We start from the raw sequence: 24379 nt of genomic DNA, 5'->3' as shown, positions 1-24379 counted from the left end.
TAAGTTTTAATAATTGTAGAGTAACTCAAAAGCAAAGTGTTTGAAAATACAGATTTTAACTAAATGAGTTTGATTCAATTTAGTTTAATCTTTTTGTTTTATATTGCTTAACAAAGGCACGCATGACTTGAAATAACATTAAATGCCCCGATATAAGTTTCATGCAACAAGATGTAGATAACATGAAACTAAACCCGCGCGATCAGCAAATATTCTCAGCTGTAATGAACATGTACTGTAATGGTGAGGGGTTGCCCGTTCCATCAACAAAAATTGCTAAGCTAAAAAGCATGGCTGTGTGTTCAGCAACCGTTCGCAATGCAATGGCTCGTCTTGAAAAAGTGGGTTTATTGTACTCCCCTCATACTTCTGCAGGACGTGTCCCTACAGATGAAGGGTTTAATTATTGGTTTGATGAGTTTTTTCCGTTATCAGATATTGCTAACTACTGGCAGCCAGAACAAGCCCAGCTAGTTGAATTAGCACATGGCTTGAGTCAAAAATATCAGGTGTGTTGTTGTGTTGGTTTACCGCAAGTGAGCTCACAGCATGTATTTAGAGTCGAGGTACTTGATTTTGATTCTACTGATTGGCTTATTTTACTGATCGATCGAGCAGGGCAAAGTCATAATATTTGTATTGATAAGCCACATGATGCCTCAGATACGGTTCGGTACCAATTTGCAACATGGTTAAATACAGTGTTTAGCCAACAAACATTGATGGAAGGCTTGTACAGAATGCAAGCAATGGCAAACACCGCGCCTAAAAACTGTCACGACTCGCTCACTCAGTGGACACGACAGCTAAGTCAAAAATTAGGCTCAGACAACAGTATCGTTGTAGGTGAAAACTACCTCTATAAAAAAATAAATTGTGAAAAGAGTTTAAATATTGGGGTGTCGTTTTTGAACTTTGTTGAAGACGCGCTGGCATTTAAAAATGGTGTATCGGTGATCAGCGGTAAAAAGCTTCCGTTTAGTGAGTGTAATGATTTAATAACCATCAGCGTCCCGTACTTTCAAAATCAAGAATACCAAAGCCGCTTTTGTATCATTTGCCCAAAATCAGCGCAAATAGAACAAATAATCCAAGAATTTAAATTAATTGAGACATCAAACTCTTGAATCTTTTTATTCAATCCCCATAATTACCGCAGTTGAAAAGAATTGGAGCACGTATTTTATGTCTGAGCAGACACAAAACCCTGAGCAAGAAGTAGAACTAAACGAAGAAGTAGCTCAAATGGAAGCTGACGTTGAAGCAGCGGTAGAAGCTGCAGAGCAACACGAAGCAGATCAAGAGCAAAGCCCTGAAGCTGAAATTGCGATGCTTTACGCAGAGCTAGAAGCTGCTAAGCAAACTATTGCAGATCAAAAAGACGGTGTTATACGTGCCGCTGCCGACGTTGATAACATTCGACGTCGTGCTGCACAAGATGTAGAAAAAGCACACAAATTTGCATTAGAAAAGTTTGCAAACGAATTACTACCTGTAATTGATAACCTTGAGCGCGCTATTGAGTTTTCTGATAAAGAAAACGAAACGTTAAAGCCGCTGCTTGAAGGTATTGATATGACGGTTAAAAGCTTTAACGATGCTGTTGCTAAATTTGGCGTTGAAATTGTTAACCCACAAGGCGAGCAATTTAACCCAGAGTTCCATCAAGCAATGTCAATTCAGCCAAGCAACGATGTAACACCTAATACTGTATTGGCAGTAATGCAAAAAGGCTACACATTAAATGGACGTTTATTACGCCCAGCTATGGTAATGGTTTCAAAAGCAGCTGATGCTTAATTTAGCTCTTTATAAAATTTAAAAAATGCCTCAAATAGAGGCATTTTTTTTGTCTTTTTTATAATGAATTATCTGCACTAATATAGTCAGTAGCACTGCGCTAAACATGAGGCTCGAAAATGGCACCGAGCTTTGAGCATGCATAACAGCAAGAATAGGACCCACCAAGGCACCGCTGCCAAACCTAAGCGTACCAATCACGGCAGTCGCTGTGCCGGTGTTTTTTTCAAATTTCATGAGTATTAACGAATCGGCATTACTGGCAGTTACGCCTAAACTCATCATTAATGGTGCGATTGCAGCGACTATATAGTAAAGCGATAAATGCAAAATACTAAAAGTTAAAAGGCATAGCCCTGATATAAAACCGCACACCAAGCCAATATATAACATTTTGCGTGAACCGATACGGGGCACAATGCGTGTATTTAAAAAGTTACCAAACATCAATGCCATTACGTTAAAGGCAAATAGTACCCCAAACACTTGCTCCGACACTTTGTATAAGTCTAAATAAATAAAAGGCACTGAGGTTAAAAAGCAAAAAAAGCCAAACGAGACAAACATTGAGCTTAAAATATCTGCGCGTGCATCGGTATTACTCAAAACAGTTTTATAACTGTCAAAAAACAGTGCTAAGCCTTTCTTTTCGCTGGTATGAATAGGTATATCAATTAAATATATTTGCACAAACACAAGGATTATAAAGCTATAAGCCGCTAATACTAAAAATATGGTAGACCAAACCGAAAATCCTAAAATAAATGAGCCCACAGATGGTGCTATTAATGGTGCAACCATCATGATCATCGATACATACGACATACCTTTTGCCGTGTTTTGCTGATAAATATGCCTTATTATCCCTGGCACAACCACCGTAGCTGCAGCGCCAGTAAAGGCTTGTACTGCTCTTAGTGCCCAAAAAGTATGGATCTCTGTTGTAAATGCTAACGCGGTAGAGGTTAACCCAAATAACGTTAAACCAATTTTAGCCAGTTTTCGACGGCCAATTTGATCCGCTATTGGGCCAAAAAACAACATGCCTAACGAGTAACCTGCTAAATAAATGCTGAGCGATATTTGTACGTTTGGCATACTTGTTTGTAAATTATTCGCAATGACCAACATTGCGGGTAAGTACATATCAATTGCAAGGGGCGTAATAGCAACAATACTGGCTAATAAAGGCAATAAAATACGGGTATTAAAAGACGTAGACGAGGCGCCCATACATAAACTCAAGGTAACTAAAACAAGGGCTATAGTGTAGCAGGGCATTGTATATGTATAAACTTAGTTTAGCTGGTAGGTTACTTACTTCATCGCAAAGCACTTCACTTAAACCAATGATTTTAAACTGGCACTGTGTTTGCTATCCTAATTGCAGTATAAATGACTTAAGGTAATACAATGAAAAAATTGGTATTGGCACTAATAGCAACGGCTGTTTTAGCTGGGTGTAAAACATCGCCAACAGGGCGTACTCAAATAGCGCTTTATTCAGATCAGCAAATGAGTGAAATGGGTACGGCGAGTTTTGCTGACATGAAAAAAAATCAGCCAATTAATAAAGATCCAAAAACCAATACATATGTAAATTGTATTGCTAATAAAGTAATTGCCGTTCTACCTAATGAGTATGCGTCTCAAAACTGGGAAGTGGTCGTGTTTGAAGATGACTCAGCAAATGCCTTTGCTTTGCCTGGCGGTTATATTGGTGTCCACACTGGGTTGCTTAAAATAGCGACTAATCAAGATCAAGTAGCTACTGTTTTAGGACATGAAGTAGGGCACGTAATTGCAGAACACTCTAATGAACGTGTGTCACAAAGTTCATTGTTAAGCACGGGAATGCAATTGGGGAGTGTTGCGCTAGAAATGGGTAACGTGCAATACCGCAATGAAATTATGCAAGGGCTGGGCTTGGGCGCTCAATATGGTGTGGTTTTACCGTTTAGCCGCTCACATGAATCTGAGGCCGACACCATAGGTTTAGAACTTATGGCGCAAGCAGGGTTTAATCCTAAAGAGTCTGTAACGCTTTGGCAAAATATGAGCCAAGCGGGCAGTGGTGCAACGCCAGAATTTTTGTCTACTCACCCAGCACCAACGAGCCGTATTGCAAATTTGCAGTCGCAAATGAGTAAAGCATTAAGTGAGCAAAAAAAGGCTAAAGCACAAGATAAAAATCCACAGTGTAAGCTTTAACAAAACCTTACAAACTCGTTTAACATTAGTTTGCGAGCCTACTTCAATTAACTTGAAAATGAAAACATGTAGTTTGAAGTAGGCTAAAAATAGGAAGATTCAAGGATGAAGAAAATAGTTGTAATAACTGGCGTTGTTTTGATCAGCTTAATTACAGTTTTTAGTGTATTATCCAGTAAGGGTCCAAATTCAACCCTACTTACACCAACAGAAGACAATGTTGATATTAAAAAGCAAAAAGTTAATTTTGGGAATAACACAAATACCAAAAAAATTTATGTTAAACAGCCATTTCCTACTGATATCCCGAATAAGGCTCAATGCAAAGAACTAAATTATAAACAGTATCAGCTACGAGATAATAATGAGCGTGATATTGAACTCAAGGCTTCACAAGCCTTTAAAAACGGGTATACAGCAAAGCAGGTCGCCGAGGCCATATGGTTTTCGAGCTACTGGTCAGTAGCTAAAACTTGGTATGATAAAGCGGCATTAGCAGAGTCAGTTGAAAAGCTGCTTCCGATTTTACAATCAATAACGAATAGTGAAAGATTAATCGCTCAATACGATTATGTTAACGCACCTGACTTAAACATAACAACTGTTGTCGATTACACAGACTCTTTGGATATGCTCTGGAAAAACTTGCCCACAGATACGCTTTACAAAAAGGTCAGCTCAACAAATGCCTCTGCCGTTGAAATTTTTAACGAAATTGAACGGACTTTTTCAGAAATCCCATATGATGTCCTTAACAATAATCAACTTTCTCCTTTAAATTCAATTTTAAATCTGTTGTTGACTAAACAGCAGTTACAATCCGCTATTATGCTTTTGCAGCGTTACCCTGATTTAAAGTTATCAGATGTAAACTTCGATAATAAATTAGCATTGAATTTTCTCACTATTATAGGTGGTGAAGATTATGAAATTACTAATCCAACAGATCATAAATTGTTCTTAACTCTTTTAGGGTTATTAGATAAGCAGGTTTATTATCAAAAAATTACACATCCCTGGTTTAGTAACGAAGAGGTTAATAAGGGGGTTGAGAAATTAAGTAACGAAGGAATAGTTATTAAAATCGTTTTAGTCGATGATATAGAGAAACCGAGTCCTATATTGCAACTGAACATAAAAGAATACAATTTAACTGGCGAGCAACAACTGGACCTTAAAAAGTGTCAATCAACGACGGATTGGCTTACAAGCCGTGAATTAACACCCAATGAAATTGAAACATTTAAAGACCAGCCTTTCATTGCAAAGATTAAATCTTCACCTGAATTTAAGCACTGTCAAAATAAAAAAGCTTTACAGAACTCACCGTTAATAAAAAGTCAGATGACTTCAGTGAGTAAGATAATTAATCAAGCAATGGCTGATCAAAGCTCCTCGTTGGAGGAGCTCGATTTAGAAAACTTAGATTTACCTGTTTTGTTACCTGAAGCAAAATCTATTTTAGCAGTTATTTTTGCTCGAGATTACCTGCAAGCAACTAGCTTAGATGAGCAAGAAATTATAGCTAGACTAAGTAATGTGGGTTTAAAACCGTCGAGTAGTCATTCGGAATTATTAGGAGGGTTGGCAGGATTAAAAGGGTTAACATTGTGGCTTAATTCATTTAATTTCGAGCAGTTAAAAGATGCGCAGAGTTTATTGAATAGTTTTGCAGCTAAAGGCGTTTTTGAACCCTTCGATATATTAAACACTAGGCTGCATGGTGTTGCTTTTAATACTGAGAATGAACTAGATCCTTTTTATTTTTTTATCCAAAATTATTCAGAACTTTCTATTCATTCCGGCAATCCAATTACCTATGAAAATAAGAAAAATAAAGCATTTATAGACTTTTTTACTCGCAATGGAGTTCGCATTGAACCGCAACACCTTCGAGCTGCATTTGCACTCAAAATTCAATCTAAAAAAAGCTATGATAGTCTGATAACACACTTTCCTGAGTTAGAAGTAATGAGCGGGGACGACTACTTCTCAGTTAACTGTCGGTAGGTTAATACTTGAATAAAACATATATTTTTGAACTTAAAAAAGTGCGAAATGGTTCGCACTTCTTAATTTACTTTGTTCTTTAAAAGGTCCACTCTACATGAATTTGCGGAACGGTTTCTGTCACTTCAGTACCTAGCTTGTTGTGCCAGTATTGAAGCTCCATGCCTAGTAATAGTGTGTTTTCTTGCATTTTAAGGGCATGACCCATGTCCCACACTAAAATAGGTTGCGCGAGTATCCATGCTTCTACATCGTTACCAAATTCATCTTCTCGTTCAGCAATATACTCGGCGTGGCCTTTAAAGCTAAATTTTTGTGAGCCAACGGTAAAAGGGTACTCAAAAGCTACATCAAACATCCAGCTATTTGTTTCTATGGGGGCACCGCCTTTAGCGACACCTTCACTGTCGTCAATGTAAGCTGTTACAATTGTTTGAAAAAAGTTAAACCCAGGCACATCCCAGCTTAACTTAACGCCCGGTAAATATTTCATTACTTTAGCATCGCCAGCTACGTTAATTCCGCCGGTAAGGCCAACATCTAATAACGCACCAGTGCCAATTTTTTTACCGCTGATCGCCGATAAGCTGACGGTTGAATACCACTCGCCGTAAAAATCACTGTCTTGATAGCCGTCAGTTGTATTGTCTTTACTGTAATCGATAAAAAAGAAGTTATCGCCGTAATCGTAACCTGATGCATGTTGAACAGAGTAAACAGTCGTATCAGACTTTTGCTCAGTAAAAGGGTTTTTTTGCTTACCATTGTTAATGTGTAATGCTGTGCTGCTCCAATTAGCGGCAAAAGCAGAAGACGATAACGCAATAGATGTAAGGGTGACAAAGGGAAGTAATTTATTTAATTTCATAATCTGTATTTAACTATAATTTTAGTGACACGCGAAGGAGCGCATTATAGCAAACGTGATTAATATGTAGAGTAATATGTTGCAGCTTGTTTTTAAGCTGCAACAGGGGGAGGCTTTTAAGCTTTATTACGACGTAAACAAATTATTGCAATAGCGGTAAATGCTAAAATGAAACAGTAATAAGACGATGTAGAGACTTCCCATGGGCTAATTTTAAACGTAGCGCCAAGTAATAGTGCTTGTGCTCCGTAAGGTAATGAGCCTTGAGTTACACAGGCAAAAATATCAAGTAGGCTTGCAGAGCGTTTGCCACTAATTTGACCATCGTCAGCTAACTTTTTAGCAATAGGTCCCGCCACAATAATTGAAACGGTATTATTGGCAATACAAACGTTACTTGTCATCACAAGGGCTGCAATACCAAGCTGGTCAGCTACTTTGCGGTGCCATTTTGCAATAACTTTGGTAATGGCTTGAATTTTTTGAGCAATAAAATCAAGTCCACCATTGATGCGAATAAACTCAGAAAGACCACCAATAAACATAGAGAGTAAAAATATCTCCTGCATGTCGGTAAAGCCTTGATAAATGTCTTTTACAAAGCTTGAACCTTCGTAGCTACCGGTAAAGCCCATTAATGCAGCAAATATAATCCCGCTAAATAACACAACAAATACATTTAACCCTGCCACAGCTAAAACCAAAATAAAGGCATAAGGGAGTACTAACCAAATGTCGTAATCTTGTGTCTCAACCACTTGTGCTGCTGGAGTAAGGTAAAATAATAAACCTATAGTAAGAACCGCAGCGGGTACCGCTATTTTGAGGTTTTCTTTAAATTTATCTTTCATTTCACAGCCTTGAGTACGCGTAGCTGCAATTGTGGTGTCTGAAATAATTGACAAGTTATCGCCAAACATAGCACCAGATACAATAGTACCGGCCATAAGCGCAGGGTCTATACCTGTTTTAATCGATACCGCATAAGCAATTGGGCCAATTGCACCAATAGTACCCATTGATGTGCCCATGGCAGTCGATACAACTGCGGCTATTAAAAATAAACCAGGGAGTAGTAAAGCGGGCGGTATTAGTGATAAACCGGCATTAACGACTGCGTCAACACCACCTGTTGCACTTGCTACCGCGGAAAATGCACCAGCAAGCAGGTAAATTAAACACATAGTAATAATGTTGTTATGCCCAGCCCCTTTTATAAAGGTTTCGACACACTGATTGACAGAGCCTTTATTAAGTATAAAGGCAAGCATAATGGCGGGTAATATTGCCACCGGTGCTGGAAGTTGATAAAAAGCATAATCAACCCCTTGAGATTGCAGGTATAAACCTGAACCTAAAAATAGGGCTACAAACGTTAATAGGGGTAGTAAAGAAAGTATTGCTTTATTTTTATTAAATGATGGCTGCATCATAATCCTCGAAACCAATTAATTACCACAGCCAAAAATTCCTCTTTTAGCTGAATTTAGCAAGTCTAACTAGGTTGTTAAAAGCTAACAAATAGTAGAGCAATGCAGCGCCCGCAAGCCAAAGACCAAATCGACGCGAAAGAGAAGTTTAAATGTATAGATGGCTAAAGTAAACTGGTATTGTTATTATTCTTTTATTAAATGCTTGACTGACTATTACATGACTTTTAGATAAAATCTACTAAGTAAGTTACTTTCAGTGATTGATGTTAATTCAGCAATATATACACTCAACATATATAAAACGATCGGTTTACGGTTTAAACAAAAATAGATTAAGGCATAGTGATGATTCGAATAGGTGTTTTTGGTGCTAACGGCAGAATGGGTTTAGCTTTATTGGAAGCCGCAACTATAAAAGAGCAAACACAACTAACAGGTGCCTATGTTCGCAGTGGGTCATCGCTAATTGGAGTTAATGTAAACCAAGTAAATAGTGCTGCCGATAAAAACGTCTGTTTTAGCGACGAAAACACACTCGAAAGTGTTGATGTTTTAATTGATTTTACCCTGCCAGAGGGTATGCGTAACCACTTAAAGCATGCAGTTGAACAATCCCTTCCATTAGTTATTGGAACTACAGGCTTAACGACCGATGACATGGCATTATTAGAAAATGCTGCTAAACATATACCTATTGTGTTTGCCCGTAACTACAGTGTTGGCGTAAATGTGTTATTGAATTTAGTTAAAACGGCAGCCACAAAGTTTGGTGACGATTTAGATATTGAAATATTTGAAGCGCATCACCGTCATAAAATCGATGCGCCATCGGGCACCGCACTGGCAATTGGTGAGTCAATTGCAGATGCAAAAGGGTGGAACCACGAAGAGGTTGCTGTGTATGATCGAAGCCAAGTTGAAACTGAAAAATCTCAAAACGAAATTGGTTATTCAGTCCTAAGAGGAGGCGACATAGTAGGTGAACATACCGCATACTTTGCCACAATGGGGGAAAGGCTTGAATTAACGCACAAAGCAAGTTCAAGAATGACCTTTGCACTAGGTGCTGTAAGAGCTGCGGGCTGGTTGCAAAATAAACCACCAGGACTTTATGACATGCAAGATGTGCTCGATTTAAAGTAGTTTAGTATCTATTTTGGGTGTTTGGGTCTAATTTTAGCTAAAAGCACTTATTTATTATGATTTACCAAATAATGTTAGACCTAAAACACAACATCATGTAGTATACAGCCAATTTGCCAAAAATTACTAAATGCGTGTTTCCAATTATACCCAAGTGGCTAGTAAAATCAGGGGTTCAGTGGGAATGATAAGAGTTTTAGGCAAGAAAAAATGTTGAAGATTTAGCGGTTATATCGGCCTCATTTAAGACTGCGTAAAACAATTTAATCTCATACAAAATCTGGTTTTTACGATCCCTCTGGGTATTGGCGGGGTGTTAGGCAATTTGCTTACTCCCGTTTTTTACTGTTAGGAGGTTTAACTTGACTAAATCCGCTCTGTTAGTCCTAGAAGACGGCACAGTGTTTCGCGGTACTGCAATCGGCGCTGACGGCATGTCAGTCGGTGAAGTGGTATTCAATACGTCTATGACTGGTTATCAAGAAATTTTGACTGACCCTTCGTACGCGGAACAAATCGTAACTTTGACGTACCCACATATCGGTAATACGGGTACCAACAGCGAAGACGAAGAAGCGAATCAAATTTGGGCTAAAGGCCTAGTGATCCGTGATTTGCCACTGCTAGCAAGTAACTTTCGTAACGAGCAATCGTTAGACGATTACTTGAAAGAACGTAATATCTTAGGTATTGCGGACATCGACACCCGAAAGCTAACACGCATTTTGCGCGATAAAGGCGCTCAAAATGGCTGTATTATTGCAGGTGACGAACTAGACGAACAAAAAGCGCTTCAAGCTGCGCAAGCCTTCCCAGGCTTAAAAGGCATGGATTTAGCAAAAGTTGTCTCAACCAAGGAAAATTTTGAGTGGCGCGAATCAAGCTGGGCATTAGGCGAGGGATTTAAAACCTTAGATACCGCCGATGAAAAGTTTCATGTTGTAGCCTACGACTTCGGTGTTAAGCGTAATATATTACGTATGCTTGTTGACCGTGGTTGTAAACTTACCGTAGTACCTGCACAAACCAGTGCTGGTGATGTACTTGCATTAAACCCCGATGGTATTTTCTTATCTAATGGCCCTGGCGATCCTGAGCCGTGTACCTATGCTATTGATGCTATCAAATCATTTTTAGAAACCGACACGCCTATTTTTGGTATTTGTTTGGGTCATCAATTATTAGCGCTTGCGTCGGGTGCTAAAACAGAAAAAATGAAATTTGGCCACCATGGTGGTAACCACCCAGTTAAAGATCTTGACCGCGATGTTGTGATGATCACCGCACAAAATCATGGTTTTGCTGCTCAAGAATCAAGCTTGCCAAGCACGCTTCGTGCAACACACAAGTCATTATTTGACGGCACGCTGCAAGGTATTCATCGTACAGATAAGCCCGCATTTAGTTTTCAGGGTCACCCTGAGGCAAGTCCAGGTCCGCACGATGCAGCCCCATTATTTGATCACTTCATCGATTTGATGCAAGCGCGTAAACACTAATTTAACTGGAGTAATAATGCCAAAACGTACCGATATAAAAAGCATTCTTATCTTAGGCGCAGGCCCAATTGTTATTGGTCAAGCTTGTGAATTTGACTACTCTGGTGCACAAGCGTGTAAAGCACTCAGAGAAGAAGGCTATAGAGTTATACTCGTTAACTCAAACCCAGCAACGATTATGACCGACCCAGAAATGGCGGATGCAACATACATCGAACCAATTCATTGGGAAGTAGTAGAAAAAATCATTGAAAAAGAAAAGCCAGATGCAGTACTCCCTACAATGGGTGGTCAAACAGCATTAAACTGTGCACTTGATTTAGACAAGCACGGTGTATTGGCTAAGCATGGCGTTGAGCTAATTGGTGCAACGGCTGATGCAATAGACAAAGCCGAAAACCGTGAACGCTTTGACACTGCAATGAAAAACATTGGTCTTGAATGTCCTCGTGCAGAGATAGCACACTCAATGGAAGAAGCTAAAGATACAATGACCCGTATCGGCTTACCGTGTATCATTCGTCCTTCTTTCACCATGGGTGGCACCGGTGGCGGTGTTGCTTACAACATGGAAGAGTTTGAAGAAATATGTGAGCGCGGTTTAGACTTATCGCCTACTAACGAATTACTAATTGATGAATCACTGATTGGTTGGAAAGAGTACGAAACAGAAGTTGTTCGTGACAAAAAAGACAACTGTATCATTGTGTGTACTATTGAAAACTTTGACCCTATGGGCGTGCATACAGGCGACTCAATCACAGTTGCACCAGCGCAAACATTAACCGACAAAGAATACCAAATTATGCGTAATGCCTCTATGGCAGTACTGCGTGAAATTGGTGTTGAAACCGGTGGTTCTAACGTACAGTTTGGTATAAATCCAAAAGACGGCCGTATGGTCATCATTGAAATGAACCCACGTGTATCACGCTCATCTGCACTAGCCTCTAAAGCAACGGGTTTCCCAATTGCTAAAATTGCAGCAAAACTGGCTGTAGGTTACACGCTTGACGAACTTCAAAATGATATTACGGGCGGAAAAACGCCAGCGTCTTTTGAACCGTCAATCGATTACGTTGTTACCAAAATACCTCGTTTTAACTTTGAAAAATTTGCCGGTGCTAACGACCGTTTAACCACGCAAATGAAATCAGTGGGCGAAGTAATGGCAATTGGTCGTAACCAACAAGAGTCATTACATAAAGCATTACGTGGCCTTGAAGTAGGCGCAACAGGTTTTAACCCAATAGTTGCCCTTGACGACCCGAAAGCGAAAGAAAAAATCATCCGTGAATTACGTGAGCCAGGTGCTGAGCGTATTTGGTACATTGCCGATGCAATGCGCCACGGTATGAGCGTTGAAGATGTTTATGAGCTAACTAAAGTTAACCGCTGGTTCTTAGTTCAAATTGAAGACATTTTAAAAGACGAAGCAAAAATCGCTGAAGGCGGAATGGCTGGTCTTAATGCAGATTTTTTACGCAAGCTTAAACGTAAAGGGTTTGCTGATCCACGCATTGCTGAAATTGCAGGTGTATCTGAAGCCGAAATTCGTAAAAAACGTCATCAACTAAACATTGTGCCAGTGTACAAACGTGTAGATACGTGTGCAGCAGAATTTAGTTCAGACACTGCTTACATGTATTCATCGTACGATGAAGAGTGTGAAGCAAACCCAACAGACAAAGATAAAATCATGGTTATTGGTGGCGGTCCTAACCGTATCGGCCAAGGTATTGAATTTGATTACTGTTGTGTACATGCAGCGCTTGCACTTCGTGACGACGGTTACGAGACCATCATGGTTAACTGTAACCCTGAAACGGTTTCTACCGATTACGATACGTCTGATCGACTTTACTTTGAACCAATTACCCTTGAAGACGTACTTGAAATTGTACGTGTTGAAAAACCAAAGGGTGTTATTGTTCAGTACGGTGGGCAAACACCACTTAAATTAGCGCGTGAGCTTGAGGCGAATGGTGTGCCAGTGATTGGTACTTCGCCAGATGCAATTGATCGTGCAGAAGACCGTGAGCGTTTTCAGCAACTTGTTGAGCGTTTAGATTTACTGCAGCCAGAAAACGCAACGGTTACATCGACTGAAGAAGCTATTTTAAAATCAGCTGAAATTGGTTTCCCGCTGGTTGTTCGCCCATCATACGTATTAGGTGGCCGTGCAATGGAAATTGTATACGATGAAGACGATTTACGTCGTTACATGACTGAAGCGGTTCAAGCCTCAAACGAGGCGCCTGTTCTGTTAGACCATTTCCTAGATAACGCTATAGAAGTTGACGTTGATGCAATTTGTGACGGCGAGCAAGTAATCATTGGCGGTATTATGGAACACATTGAGCAAGCCGGTGTCCACTCTGGTGACTCTGCCTGTTCATTACCAGCGCATTCTTTATCTCAAGAAGTGCAAGACGTTATGCGCAAGCAAGTAACCGATATGGCACTTGAACTAGGTGTTGTGGGCTTGATGAATACACAGTTTGCAGTAAAAGATGGCAAAGTGTATTTAATTGAAGTTAACCCTCGTGCTGCACGTACGGTGCCATTTGTATCTAAAGCCACCGGCGTTGCGCTTGCAAAAGTAGCTGCACGTTGTATGGCGGGTCAATCTTTAGCAAGCCAAGGCATTACTAAAGAAATTATCCCACCTTATTTCAGCGTTAAAGAAGTGGTTTTACCATTTGCTAAGTTCCAAGGTGTAGACCCTATACGTGGCCCAGAAATGCGCTCAACAGGTGAAGTAATGGGTGTTGGTGATACTTTCGCCGAAGCATTCGCAAAAGCACAATTAGGTGCAAGCAATACTTTACCACGCGGTGGTCGCGCGTTATTATCTGTTCGTAATAGCGATAAGCCACGTATTGTTGAATTAGCTAAAATCATGACTGAGTTAGGTTTTGAATTAGATGCAACAGGTGGTACAGCCAAAGCGCTTGAAGAAGCGGGTATTAACGTTCGCCGCGTAAACAAAGTTTACGAAGGTCGTCCACATATTCTTGATTACATTAAGAATAAAGAATACAGCTATATCGTTAATACCACCGAAGGTCGCCAAGCGATCGAAGATTCGAAGGTGTTACGTCGTGGTGCATTGCAAAATAAAACCAACTATACGACAACCTTGAACGCGGCATTCGCTAACTGTACTGCTAATAAAGCAGATGACCGCAGTAAAGTGGCGTCAGTTCAAGAGCTACACCTGCGATTGAACTAAGGAAATGTACCAAGGCCTAATTAGGCCTTGGTGTTAAGTGAGAAAATATGCAAACAATTCCGATGACAGTTCGTGGCGCAGATTTACTGCGTAAAGAGCTTAACGAATTAAAAACAGTTACCCGTCCTAAAATTATCGCTGATATCGCTGATGCGCGTGAACACGGTGACTTAAAAGAAAACGCTGAGTACCACGCTGCGCGTGAGCAACAGGGTTTTTGTGAAGGTCGCATTCAAGAAATTGAAGCTAAACTTTCAAATGTTCAAATAATCGACGTAACTAAAATGCCTAACACAGGTAAGGTTATTTTTGGTACCACAGTAACTATTGTTAATGTAGAAACTGATGCCGAAGTTAAATACCAAATAGTGGGCGATGATGAGGCAGATATTAAAAATAACTTAATTTCTGTTAACTCACCTATAGCCCGTGGTTTGATTGGTAAGCAAATGGATGATGCAGTTACCATTAAAACACCAAAGGGCGACGTTGAATACGAAATCATTGAAGTTGAGTACCTTTAATATATCCTCACTTTAGCGTTACATAAAAACCGATGTTATTACATCGGTTTTTTTATGCCTTTAATAATCTCGACTTTGTCTACTTTATTGGGTACGTTAGGTTGACTACATCCTAATAATTGAGAGTACTGATGTCCTTAATTAATTTTCCTGAGCCACTTAAGCCTAATGATAATATTGCAATTTGTGCGTTTTCGTCAGGTGTTGGTAAGCACTTTCAAACACGATTAGATACGGTGCTAAATGGTTTAAAAGCGCAAGGGTATAAAGTCATCGAAGGTGACAGTGTAAGGCAAAATATCAGCGCTAAAGAGCGAGCTTTAGAGCTAATGCAATTTCTTATTGACGATAATATTGCTGCAATAATGCCACCTTGGGGTGGAGAGCTCGCCCTAGACGTTTTGCAATATATTGACTTTAACATAGTGAAAACGGCTAAACCAAAGTGGTTAGTGGGGTTCTCTGATGTTAGTACATTAGCGTGTGTGCTCACTTCTCGTTGTGGTTGGGCAACTCTTCATACTGCTAACTTAATGCAGCTACATCCAAATGAAACTGAGTACAATTGTATAAATATTTTTCACACTTTAGGGCTCACAAAAGGCGAGCAATTTGAACAAGTCCCTTCAACATCATACCAAAGTAAATTAATTGATTATGCAAGCGAACCGAATGCGTTGTTCGAACTTACTGAGCCTTCGCAATGGCAATGTTTAAATTACAAAGATGCACGTAAATTAGAAATAACGGGCCGACTTTTTGGTGGTTGTTTAGATACGCTCAGCTTACTGCTTGGCTCTCCATACCTTGATTTACACCGATTTAAACAAGAGTATGCCCCCGAAGGCCTTGTGCTCTTCCTTGAAAATGCAGAGTTAAGCCCAACAGCCGTAGCACGTAGTCTCATTGCATTAAAACTAAATGGCGTACTTACTGATGTAAACGGTATTATACTTGGGCGCAGCGCCGTTATTAATAGCCCACACAAGCAGATTGATTATTACCAAGCAATTCAATTAGCACTTGGTAAATGTATATTCCCAGTTCTGTTTGATGCCGATATAGGGCATATAGCACCTAACCTTAACTTAATTAATGGGGCACGCTGTACAATTAATGCAGAGATAAATGAAGGCAAAGTGATTGAGGCATCGCTAAGCACTAAGCTGTGTTAATTATAAAGTCGCTCTTATTGATGGCTAATCATCTAAAAAGTAATGGATAAATTAAGCTCTTTAATTTACCTTAATTAATCATTAGTTTTTATACGTATTGTGTATTTGAAAAGGAATCGTTAAGTTGAAAATTACGGACGCTCATTATAAAAATGGCTTTGCTTTTATTGCCGTTGTTATGTTTATCGCATTTTTTATAATTTGGTATGTAAACAAAGAAGTTGAAGCTGCTTTTTTGCTTTTATTTTTTGCATGCTTATCGTTTAGGTATCGATTTACCGATGAATATAAAGCTAAACATTCCCCATATAATCTTATAAAGAGAAGCGCCGACACAATAAAAATCTCAAAGCCAAAGTGGAGTCACTTTAAGTTTTTATCAGGTCAAGAGTCGATCGAAGTTAAGCGAATTTCTATTGTTAATATAAGTGATAATTGGTTATCAATAATTATTGACGGAAACGGTAAAGGTTACGATTTTCAGCTTTTAGGCTCAAAAGAAGAAATAGATCAACAATTCAACTCACTGCTAAATTCAAATGAAAAAGAGAACATTGATATCAACTACGTGTAATTTATTGAGCGATGTGTGCAGCCGAGCGGGCGAAGCAATAACTGAGCGATGCTTTCGCCTTTACTCGCATTAATGCAGTCGCAAAGGGTTAACTACCCTAGAGCAATCTAAATGGCGCCGCATGTTTGGCTATTATGCTGCATTATTACTTATTTATGATAATTAACAACATAGATCCTGCCTTAGTTAAACCCCAGATAAATTGCTCTAACTTAAATCGCTAAAAATCTATGCGCACTAGTTTTAGTGGGCTTGGGTAACGTTTATTTGATGACGATTGCCCAGAAAAATGAGAATCTAATCAAAGTCGCTTTCAAAAATAAGTTAATAAGCCCTGCTGCACCTAAATAACAACAGGATAACAATGAAAATAGATGATATTAGAGTGTTTGTTCCGTGTAAAAACTATGAACAATCGTGTGCATTTTATCAGGCGCTAGGCTTTAATGTTGAGCCGGCGTCAGCTGATTTAAGCATTGCAACATCAGGTGAATGTAGTTTGTTTTTACAGCGTTACTACAACCAAGAATTTGCTGAAAATTTAATGCTTCAAGTGTGCGTATTAAACATAAACGAAGCTTTTAACACTATTAGTAAGTTAACTCGCTTTGATATTCGCTTTGAAGGGATAAAACAAGAGCCGTGGGGTAAACTGATTTATTTATGGGGACCTTCGGGCGAGCTTTTGCACATAACTGAATTTAATTAAAAAGGAATAATAATGAAAAAAAGTACATTTTTTGTCATGTTGATGGTCTTTTTACTGACCTCATGTAGTGCGCTTGTCAGTAATCACTCTAATAAAAATACGCGTTCTAGCAGTTTGGTTGACTTTCTTTATCCAAACGAGGATAGCCGTGCTGCGTATAAACCAGAAATTCCGGTGTTGAAATTACCCGTTACAGTGGGTATTTCATTTGTGCCGTCGAAAGAGTGGCGAGCAAACGGTATTGAAAGTCAAAATGAGGTAGCGTTGCTCGAAAAAGTAAAAAAGTCGTTTTTACAATATGATTACATTGACCGCATAGAAGTGATTCCAAGTACATACCTCAAAGGTGGGGAAGGGTTTTCAGCACTTGAACAAGTAGGCCGACTATACGATGTAGATGTAATGGCATTGGTTTCTTACGATCAAGTAACACAAACCTATGAAAATAACGCTGCATTATTGTATTGGACCATTGTAGGTATGTATGTGATCCCAGGTAATGAAAATACTATTCAAACCTTTGTCGACACAGCTGTTTTTGATATAAAAAGTAAAAAAATGCTTTTTAGAGCACCCGGTATCAGCAAGCTTGAAAAAAGAACTACCGCTATTGGTATTGACGAAACGCTCAATGAAAAGTCACTTGAGGGGTTTAATTTAGCGGTTACCGATATGAGCCTAAATTTAGATGCAGAATTAGCCCGCTTTAAAACACGGGTAAAAGAAGAAAAAATTGCAAAAATAGAAAATAAAGATGGCTCGAGCAGCGCAGGGGCGTTTAGTGTGTTTTTTCTGTTTTTAACATCGCTACTTGTTTTAAAGCGCAGGAACATAAACAGCTAAATATCTACGCAACTAAGTCGTTAAATACTTAAATTTAAAACGCCGCATTATTCAATTTTTGCGGCGCTTTTTATGGTATTTAGCTTAATTTTTCATTAAAAAATGCTAAGGTACGCTGCCAAGCAAGTTCTGCTTTTTGCTCATCATAGCGCCCAGTAGAGTCGTTATGAAAACCATGATTAGCACCTTCGTACATGTGCATAGTGTACTCAACATTGTTAGCTTTTAGGCTTTTTTCATAATCAGGCCATGTAGCGTTAACACGTTTATCAAGCTCACCTAGTTGAATCATTAAAGGCGCTTTTATATTTTTGTGCAGTGACTCACTGGCAGCAGTGCCATAAAAAGGCACGCCAGCGCTGAGTAAATCACTGTCAACGGCTGCTAGGTAATTAACAATATAACCCCCAAAACAAAAGCCTACGGCGCCTAATTTACCGTTGCTGCTAGGGTGCGCTTTTAAAAACTGAGCGGCGGCGACAAAGTCGTTTTGAATTTTAGCTCTGTCCATGGTGCGTTGCATTGCACGGCCTTCATCGTCATTGCCCGGGTAACCACCAAGCGGGAAGAGTGCATCGGGTGCAAAGGCAATAAACCCTTTTTTGGCTAAGCGCCTTGCTACATCTTTTATGTAAGGGTTTAAACCACGGTTTTCGTGAATAACTAAAACAACAGGAAGCTTACCCTCAATTTTGCTGGGAACGGCTAAGTAACCTTTGCCTTTACCATACCCATTTGGCGAATCAAATTCTTCGTAGGTGGCTTTAATATCGTCATCGTTAAACGAGACTTGCTCTGCAAGTGCGTAGTTAGGTAAAAGTGCGCTGGTGAGCACACTCATTGAAATCCCAAGTGCTGCAAGGCCACCAAGTTTTTTCATAAATGTGCGACGGTCCATTAAACCGTGGGCATATTCGTCGTACCAATCAAACGCTTCTTGAGGAATGTGTTCAGAGTGGGGTAAATTCATGGTTTCCCTTAATTGTTATGATTTTTGAATATTAAAATACATTAACGTATCTGGAACAAAAAACGTGCAATAATTTTATATATAATTACTTTTAGCACTATTTATTGGCTATTAGCAGAGAGAGCATGATCAATTCCCATCATAAAATCTAATCCTACAAAGGCGAACGCCACAACAATTGCACCCAATAGCATTAAATTACGATTGTTTTTTCTGTATCCAACAATAGTTAGTACTGCAAATATGATAAATAAAATAAGTTGAAGTGTAGCCATGGTTAATCCCTTAAAAAAAGCAAACTGTGAGATAAAATACCAGTTAAAATGGAGAGTTAGCAAATAATTAAAGGTTATTTTTAAACTATAAATAAAAAGCTCGGCATTGTGCCGAGCTTTTTTGGTTGGGGGTTTACTTAATTAGCTATTGGTTGTTGTTGGTTGGCCATCGACAATAGGGTGTTTACCACGCCACTTACGAATCATTCGTTTTGTGTCCTCAAGCGCGACATACTGACACGGTATAAGAATAAGCGTAATCACGGTGGCAAATAGCACACCAAAGGCAAGCGATACTGCCATAGGTATTACAATTTGTGCCTGCAAACTCGTTTCCATAATAATCGGTAACACGCCAATAAAGGTGGTTACTGAAGTAAGCAATATAGCTCTAAAACGACGTGCACCCGCTTGCATAACAGCTTCTTTTATAGGTACGCCTTCAGCACGCGCCTTATTTACAAAATCAACCATAACAAGGGAGTCGTTTACTACAATACCGGCTACTGCAATGATGCCAAACATTGAAAGGCCGCTCATGGTCATTCCTAGTACCATGTGTCCGAACATTGCCCCGACCACACCAAATGGGATGACCGACATAATAATCAACGGTTGTGAGTATGAGCGAAGCGGAATGGCTAATAATGCAAATATAATCATTAGTGAAATTGCAAAGTCGCGCAACTGTTCATCAGCGCTTTCCATTTCCTCTTGCACTCGACCAGCTACATTACTGGTAACACCTGGGTAATTTTGTAAAAGGGTTGGTAAATACTCGTCAGTGATTTCTTTTACAATGGCAAAAGGTTCAACTTTATCAGTATTAATGGCTGCCCATACATTGACTGTTCTGTTTGCGTTTTCACGACGAATTCTGTTTACACCATCTACAATGCTGATTTGTGCCACTTCACTTAACGGCACCTCAACACCTGTTGGCGTGATAATACGTGTGCTGTGTATATTACTGATAGAGTTACGTTCGTTTTCAGGGTAGCGGATCATCACTCTGATCTCTTCCCCTTCGCGTAAAATACGTTGTGCCTCTAATCCGTAGTAACTAAAGCTAACTTGCGATGCCACATCTGCAAGGGTTAATCCCATGCTGTATGCAAGTGGTTTTAAATCAAGTTGTACTTCATCTGTAGCGCTTTGTAGTGAGTCGTTAACATCGCCTACACCTTCCATGCTTTGTAATTTAGTTTTTAATAACGCGGCAACTTCTTTTAGTTTGTCGGTATCTTTGCCTTGCAGTCTAAAACTTACGTCGCCGTCATCTCGTCCGCCGCCAAATAAGTTGTCTTCAATAGTTAGCGTTTTAACGCCCGGCAGTGGTGGCATTTTTTCACGCCATAATGAGCTAAGAGTGAAGGTATCAATAGGGCGTTTATCAGGTTCAATAAGAACAGCCATTAATTGTGCCGTTGTACGGCCACGAAGGCTTATCGATAGGTCACGAATCATTTTTTGACCGTATTGTGCTTCAAGTTCTTCATCTACACTAAGAAGTACGGCTTCAATTTTTTTAGCTGTTTCAAGTGTTGCTTGCTCTGACGATTCAAGATTCATTTCTACAACAACACGCGGAAAATCATGTTGTATTTTAGGGTTTGGTACAAATTTAACTAAACCGCCTGCAAACATGCCTGCGCTCATAATTAAAATACATATAAACCCAACAATGACGGTATAGCGGTAATGAATACAGTGCCCTATAAACGGCGTGTAGTAGTTTTGAACAAACGATTTAAGGCCTTTATCAACAACCATACGCACCTTGTGCAATGGGTTTTTAGGGTTAGGTTTACGTGGGTTCATTGCGGCAATATGAGCCGGTAAAATAAGTTTTGATTCAATTAACGAAAAAATCAAACACAAAATAATAACCACACCAATCGCTTTAGAAAACGCAGCACCTGGGCCTGATGCCATAGCTTGAGGTAAAAAAGCAGCAATGGTGGTGAGTACGCCAAATGTAGCGGGCATTGCAACACGTTTAACACCACGGATTACGTTATCGAGAGAGTGGCCGTGTTTTTCTATTTCGGCACTGGCCGATTCGCCTACGACAATTGCATCGTCCACCACAATACCGAGTACAATAATAAAGGCAAACAGCGACACCATGTTGATGGTGATGTCTAAAAAGCCGATTGGCATAAACAAAAAGGCACCCAAAAAAGACACTGGTAACCCCATCATCACCCAAAATGCTAATCTAAGCGGTAAAAACAATGCCAATACCAGCATAACTAAAACACCACCCCATACCATGTTGTCGATCATCATATCGAGACGACCTTGCAGGTAGTAGGTTAAATCAACCATAGGGGAAAGTTTTACGCCTTGTGGTAATTTAGATTCTTTTTCGGCCATGTAATTTTTAAGTACTTTGGCAACGTCGGTAATGTCTTGATCTTTAGATGCTGCAATATCAAACATTAACGAATTTTTACCATTGTACTTTGAATATAATAAGCCTTCTTCAAAACCATCGTTAATAGTGGCTACATCGCCTAAATATATTTGTGCGCCATCAGCAAGGGTAATTAAAGGTAACTGTTCAAATTCATTGCCTTTGTATGCTTGTTTTTCAACACGCATAGAAATATACCCGTTGTCTGAACGAATTTGCCCTGCCGACATATTAGTTGAGAAGTTTCTTACAGCGTTTGATACATCTCTAAAAGTAAGTCCGTATTCACGCAGTTTGTCTGGACTAATCTCAATGCCTATTTCATAATTTAAGCCGCTAAAAAAGCTGACTAAATTAACGCCAGGTAAAGCAAGTAATTCATCTTCTATATCTCGGCCGAGCTCTTTTAGTTGTGCATAGGTCATATCTCCATATAGCGCAATGAACATTACTTCTTGTTGAAATTTATCACGCTGAATAATAGGCCTTTCCATACCTGCTGGAAACGAGTTAATAGAATCTACTTGGGCTTTTATTTCATCTAAGGCTTCTTGAAGGTCGTATTTGTCTTCAATTTCAATCCACGCCTGTGCATAACCGCGATTAGAGTAGGTTATAAAGCGTTTAATGCCCTCTAATCCCTCTAGGTTTTCTTCAATTTTTATTGTAATGCCTTCTTCAACCTCTTGCGGTGCGGCGCCAGGGTAAACGGCTTGAACACTTACCCAGTTACTTTCAAATTGCGGAAATGCTTGCTTACGAATTGTTAAGGCTGTTAATAAACCGCCAACCAGAATAAAAATCATGATTAAATTTGCTGCAACAGGGTTGCGAGCAAACCAGGCAATTAAGCCCTTTTCAGAGGTACTCATAAGGTGTCCTCTTTAAGCGCAAGCTGTGTTACTTCGCCTTGTTCGTCATTTTCATCTGTTTTAACAGCCATTCCTTCGCTTGGGTATTCTAGTGCTGAGGTAATCAACTGTTCGCCTAGTTGCAATCCTTGGTCGGCTATTACCATGCCATCTTGTTCACGTATAATATTAAGTGTTTTAAAGCTTAAGGTATTGTTCGCGTTTAAAATGGCAATTTGTTTATCTTTAACAAGGTGATGCGGGACAATAATTGCGTTATCAAGGGGGCGCCCTTCAATGGTTGCATTAATGTATGAACCAAAACGCAGTGGTTTAGTGTTATCTGCGTATGGTGTGGGCAGTTGCGCAACTAAATAACTCATACGGCTTACTTGATCTATAACGCCTTCGCTGCGCACAACTTCGGCCTGCCATGATGTTTGCTTGCCTGCAAATTCTGCATTAAGGGTCACGGTGGCACCAATGCCTCCATTGGCAAGGTATTGCATTTCGCTATCGGCTACAGGTAAACGCACTTCTGCAATCGATGTTGCACTTAATGCGCCAAAGCTACTGCCCGGGTTTACTACAGAGCCTAAGCTTATTGTACGTGCATTAATAATAGCGTCGTAAGGGGCTTTTATATAAGTGCGTTCTAGGTTGCGCTTTGCACGTTTAACACTGGCTTGTGCAGAGCGGTAACGCGCTAGCTTTTCGGCTAACTGTGGTTTGCGTAAATAAAGCTCTGAAGCAATAGAGTCACTCGAGTCTGATTTAATACGTTCCCATTCAGCTTTTGCTACATGTGCTTGGGCGCGTTCTATTTCGAGGGCTGAACTTGCTTGAGCAAGGCCTGCTTGCGCTTCAATAAAGTCGGCTTCGTAATCATTTGGATCAATTCGTGCTAATATGTCGCCTTGTTTTACAAATGCACCTTCAACAAATCCATCTGCTACGGAAATAACTTGGCCACTGACTTGTGCAATTAGCTCGGTACGGTCTTTAGGTTTTACAACCCCGTACGATTTTACGTCGAGTGTTATTGCGTCAATGTTGACTGTTTGCGCAGCAACCAGTGGGCGAGTATCCTGCTCTGGTTTTTCTTCAGGCGGCGTTTTCATATTTGAAAAGCCAATTGCCAGTGCAATCCCGGCAGCTAAAACTGCGATTGGAAGAACAATTTGTTTTTTAGTAGCCACAAGGCATTCCTTCATAAAAGTGGTGATAGGGCAATAATACGCAATAAAGTGTTTACAAGGCGTTTGAAGATGTAACAAAGCATTACATATGTGTATTACAAAAAAATATTTGGCTCTAAAAATGAGTCGATACTGTTAAATATGTGGTTAATTTAAATAGAGGGTGTTATGAAAACAGAGCCAATGACGTGTCGATTAGGCTGCGGTGCATGCTGTATTGCGCCAAGTATTAGCTCGCCAATACCGGGTATGCCAAATGGAAAAAAGGCCGGAGAACGTTGTATTCAGCTAGATGAACGCAATTTATGTAAGTTATTTGGCGATGAGTCTCGACCAAAAGTATGCAGTGATTTTACTGCCACAGTGGATGTGTGTGGGTCAACTAATGCAGAGGCTCTAGCGCTTATTACAGAGCTTGAACAATTAACCTAGCTGGTGTGTTCAATACACACATAGTTACATTTATCTAAAAATATATTGCGCGATTCCGTGATTGCTAGAAGCAAAAAAGTAAAATAATTCACAAAGAGGGTAAGAGGCGCTGCGCTTTTAGAGGGAAGATTAATTTAAAGCATTGGCTGATTTACGTTTATCTCATTTACTCCTCATTCATTCCTCTTTGTGCAATATTTTTTGCCTAA

Annotated in this window: 20 protein-coding genes; 13 read left to right on the top strand and 7 right to left on the bottom strand. The window is 39.7% G+C overall.

Annotated features, from left to right (window positions below; translation table 11 throughout):
• The first annotated feature begins 161 nt into the window (after positions 1–161).
• Together AC27I2_RS10540 and grpE are read left to right on the top strand one after the other, a co-directional pair.
• Complete coding sequence (locus tag AC27I2_RS10540; RefSeq protein WP_058404322.1) at positions 162–1127, top strand: HrcA family transcriptional regulator; 966 nt, start codon at positions 162–164, stop codon at positions 1125–1127.
• Between the two features lie 58 nt (positions 1128–1185).
• On the top strand, positions 1186–1800 hold the full coding sequence (gene grpE / locus AC27I2_RS10535; RefSeq protein WP_058404323.1) for a nucleotide exchange factor GrpE: 615 nt from the start codon (positions 1186–1188) through the stop codon (positions 1798–1800).
• A 30-nt stretch (positions 1801–1830) separates the two neighbouring features.
• Here grpE and AC27I2_RS10530 read toward each other — a convergent pair whose 3' ends face one another.
• Entirely contained in the window at positions 1831–3033 is a 1203-nt protein-coding gene (locus AC27I2_RS10530) for a multidrug effflux MFS transporter (RefSeq protein WP_219421861.1), read from the bottom strand.
• 180 nt (positions 3034–3213) lie between these two features.
• Between AC27I2_RS10530 and AC27I2_RS10525 the strand changes: the two genes are divergently transcribed.
• The gene (locus AC27I2_RS10525) at positions 3214–4011 is read left to right on the top strand and encodes a M48 family metallopeptidase (protein ID WP_058551744.1); all 798 of its coding nucleotides are present in this window, start codon (positions 3214–3216) and stop codon (positions 4009–4011) included.
• A 105-nt stretch (positions 4012–4116) separates the two neighbouring features.
• The gene (locus AC27I2_RS10520) at positions 4117–6021 is read left to right on the top strand and encodes a hypothetical protein (RefSeq protein WP_487204254.1); all 1905 of its coding nucleotides are present in this window, start codon (positions 4117–4119) and stop codon (positions 6019–6021) included.
• A gap of 79 nt (positions 6022–6100) precedes the next feature.
• Here AC27I2_RS10520 and AC27I2_RS10515 read toward each other — a convergent pair whose 3' ends face one another.
• Together AC27I2_RS10515 and AC27I2_RS10510 are read right to left on the bottom strand one after the other, a co-directional pair.
• Complete coding sequence (locus AC27I2_RS10515) at positions 6101–6889, bottom strand: nucleoside-binding protein (protein ID WP_487204253.1); 789 nt, start codon at positions 6887–6889, stop codon at positions 6101–6103.
• A 116-nt stretch (positions 6890–7005) separates the two neighbouring features.
• Positions 7006–8319 carry a Na+/H+ antiporter NhaC family protein gene (locus AC27I2_RS10510; protein WP_058404327.1) on the bottom strand — a complete coding sequence of 438 codons (1314 nt, stop codon included), beginning with the start codon at positions 8317–8319 and terminating at the stop codon, positions 7006–7008.
• A gap of 348 nt (positions 8320–8667) precedes the next feature.
• Here AC27I2_RS10510 and dapB point away from each other — a divergent pair, with 348 nt between their 5' ends.
• From dapB to rhlP, 8 genes are all read left to right on the top strand, one after another.
• A complete protein-coding gene (gene dapB / locus AC27I2_RS10505; RefSeq protein WP_058404328.1) occupies positions 8668–9465 on the top strand; it encodes a 4-hydroxy-tetrahydrodipicolinate reductase in 798 nt (265 codons plus the stop codon).
• A gap of 362 nt (positions 9466–9827) precedes the next feature.
• Complete coding sequence (gene carA, locus AC27I2_RS10500) at positions 9828–10964, top strand: glutamine-hydrolyzing carbamoyl-phosphate synthase small subunit (RefSeq protein WP_487204252.1); 1137 nt, start codon at positions 9828–9830, stop codon at positions 10962–10964.
• 16 nt (positions 10965–10980) lie between these two features.
• On the top strand, positions 10981–14199 hold the full coding sequence (gene carB / locus AC27I2_RS10495) for a carbamoyl-phosphate synthase large subunit (protein ID WP_487204251.1): 3219 nt from the start codon (positions 10981–10983) through the stop codon (positions 14197–14199).
• Between the two features lie 47 nt (positions 14200–14246).
• A complete protein-coding gene (greA, locus tag AC27I2_RS10490) occupies positions 14247–14723 on the top strand; it encodes a transcription elongation factor GreA (RefSeq protein WP_006792433.1) in 477 nt (158 codons plus the stop codon).
• Between the two features lie 131 nt (positions 14724–14854).
• Entirely contained in the window at positions 14855–15898 is a 1044-nt protein-coding gene (locus AC27I2_RS10485) for a S66 family peptidase (RefSeq protein WP_487204250.1), read from the top strand.
• A gap of 124 nt (positions 15899–16022) precedes the next feature.
• On the top strand, positions 16023–16472 hold the full coding sequence (locus AC27I2_RS10480) for a hypothetical protein (protein WP_487204249.1): 450 nt from the start codon (positions 16023–16025) through the stop codon (positions 16470–16472).
• 364 nt (positions 16473–16836) lie between these two features.
• Positions 16837–17181 (top strand): VOC family protein, encoded by a 345-nt coding sequence (locus tag AC27I2_RS10475; RefSeq protein ID WP_487204248.1) that lies wholly within the window; start codon positions 16837–16839, stop codon positions 17179–17181.
• 12 nt (positions 17182–17193) lie between these two features.
• Positions 17194–18024: a rhombotarget lipoprotein gene (gene rhlP / locus AC27I2_RS10470; protein WP_487204247.1), complete on the top strand. Its 831-nt coding sequence runs from the start codon at positions 17194–17196 to the stop codon at positions 18022–18024.
• Between the two features lie 79 nt (positions 18025–18103).
• Here the strand turns inward: rhlP and AC27I2_RS10465 are convergent, their stop codons facing one another.
• The 4 genes from AC27I2_RS10465 to AC27I2_RS10450 all read right to left on the bottom strand — a co-directional run bounded on the left by AC27I2_RS10465 (position 18104) and on the right by AC27I2_RS10450 (position 23738).
• Positions 18104–18994: a dienelactone hydrolase family protein gene (locus AC27I2_RS10465; RefSeq protein ID WP_487204246.1), complete on the bottom strand. Its 891-nt coding sequence runs from the start codon at positions 18992–18994 to the stop codon at positions 18104–18106.
• A gap of 101 nt (positions 18995–19095) precedes the next feature.
• Entirely contained in the window at positions 19096–19269 is a 174-nt protein-coding gene (locus tag AC27I2_RS10460; RefSeq protein WP_487204245.1) for a hypothetical protein, read from the bottom strand.
• A 141-nt stretch (positions 19270–19410) separates the two neighbouring features.
• Positions 19411–22560, bottom strand: coding sequence for an efflux RND transporter permease subunit (locus AC27I2_RS10455; protein WP_487204244.1), 3150 nt, complete (start codon positions 22558–22560; stop codon positions 19411–19413).
• Positions 22557–23738 (bottom strand): efflux RND transporter periplasmic adaptor subunit, encoded by a 1182-nt coding sequence (locus AC27I2_RS10450; protein WP_487204243.1) that lies wholly within the window; start codon positions 23736–23738, stop codon positions 22557–22559. The genes AC27I2_RS10455 and AC27I2_RS10450 overlap by 4 nt, the downstream gene beginning before the upstream one ends.
• Positions 23739–23906: 168 nt before the next feature.
• Between AC27I2_RS10450 and AC27I2_RS10445 the strand changes: the two genes are divergently transcribed.
• Positions 23907–24170 carry a YkgJ family cysteine cluster protein gene (locus AC27I2_RS10445; protein ID WP_487204242.1) on the top strand — a complete coding sequence of 88 codons (264 nt, stop codon included), beginning with the start codon at positions 23907–23909 and terminating at the stop codon, positions 24168–24170.
• The last annotated feature ends 209 nt before the right edge of the window (positions 24171–24379 follow it).

The sequence above is a fragment of the Pseudoalteromonas sp. NH0006-46 genome, from assembly GCF_057547735.1.
The sequence above is the reverse complement of the archived record's forward strand: the minus strand, read 5'-3'. Positions and strand labels throughout refer to the sequence as shown.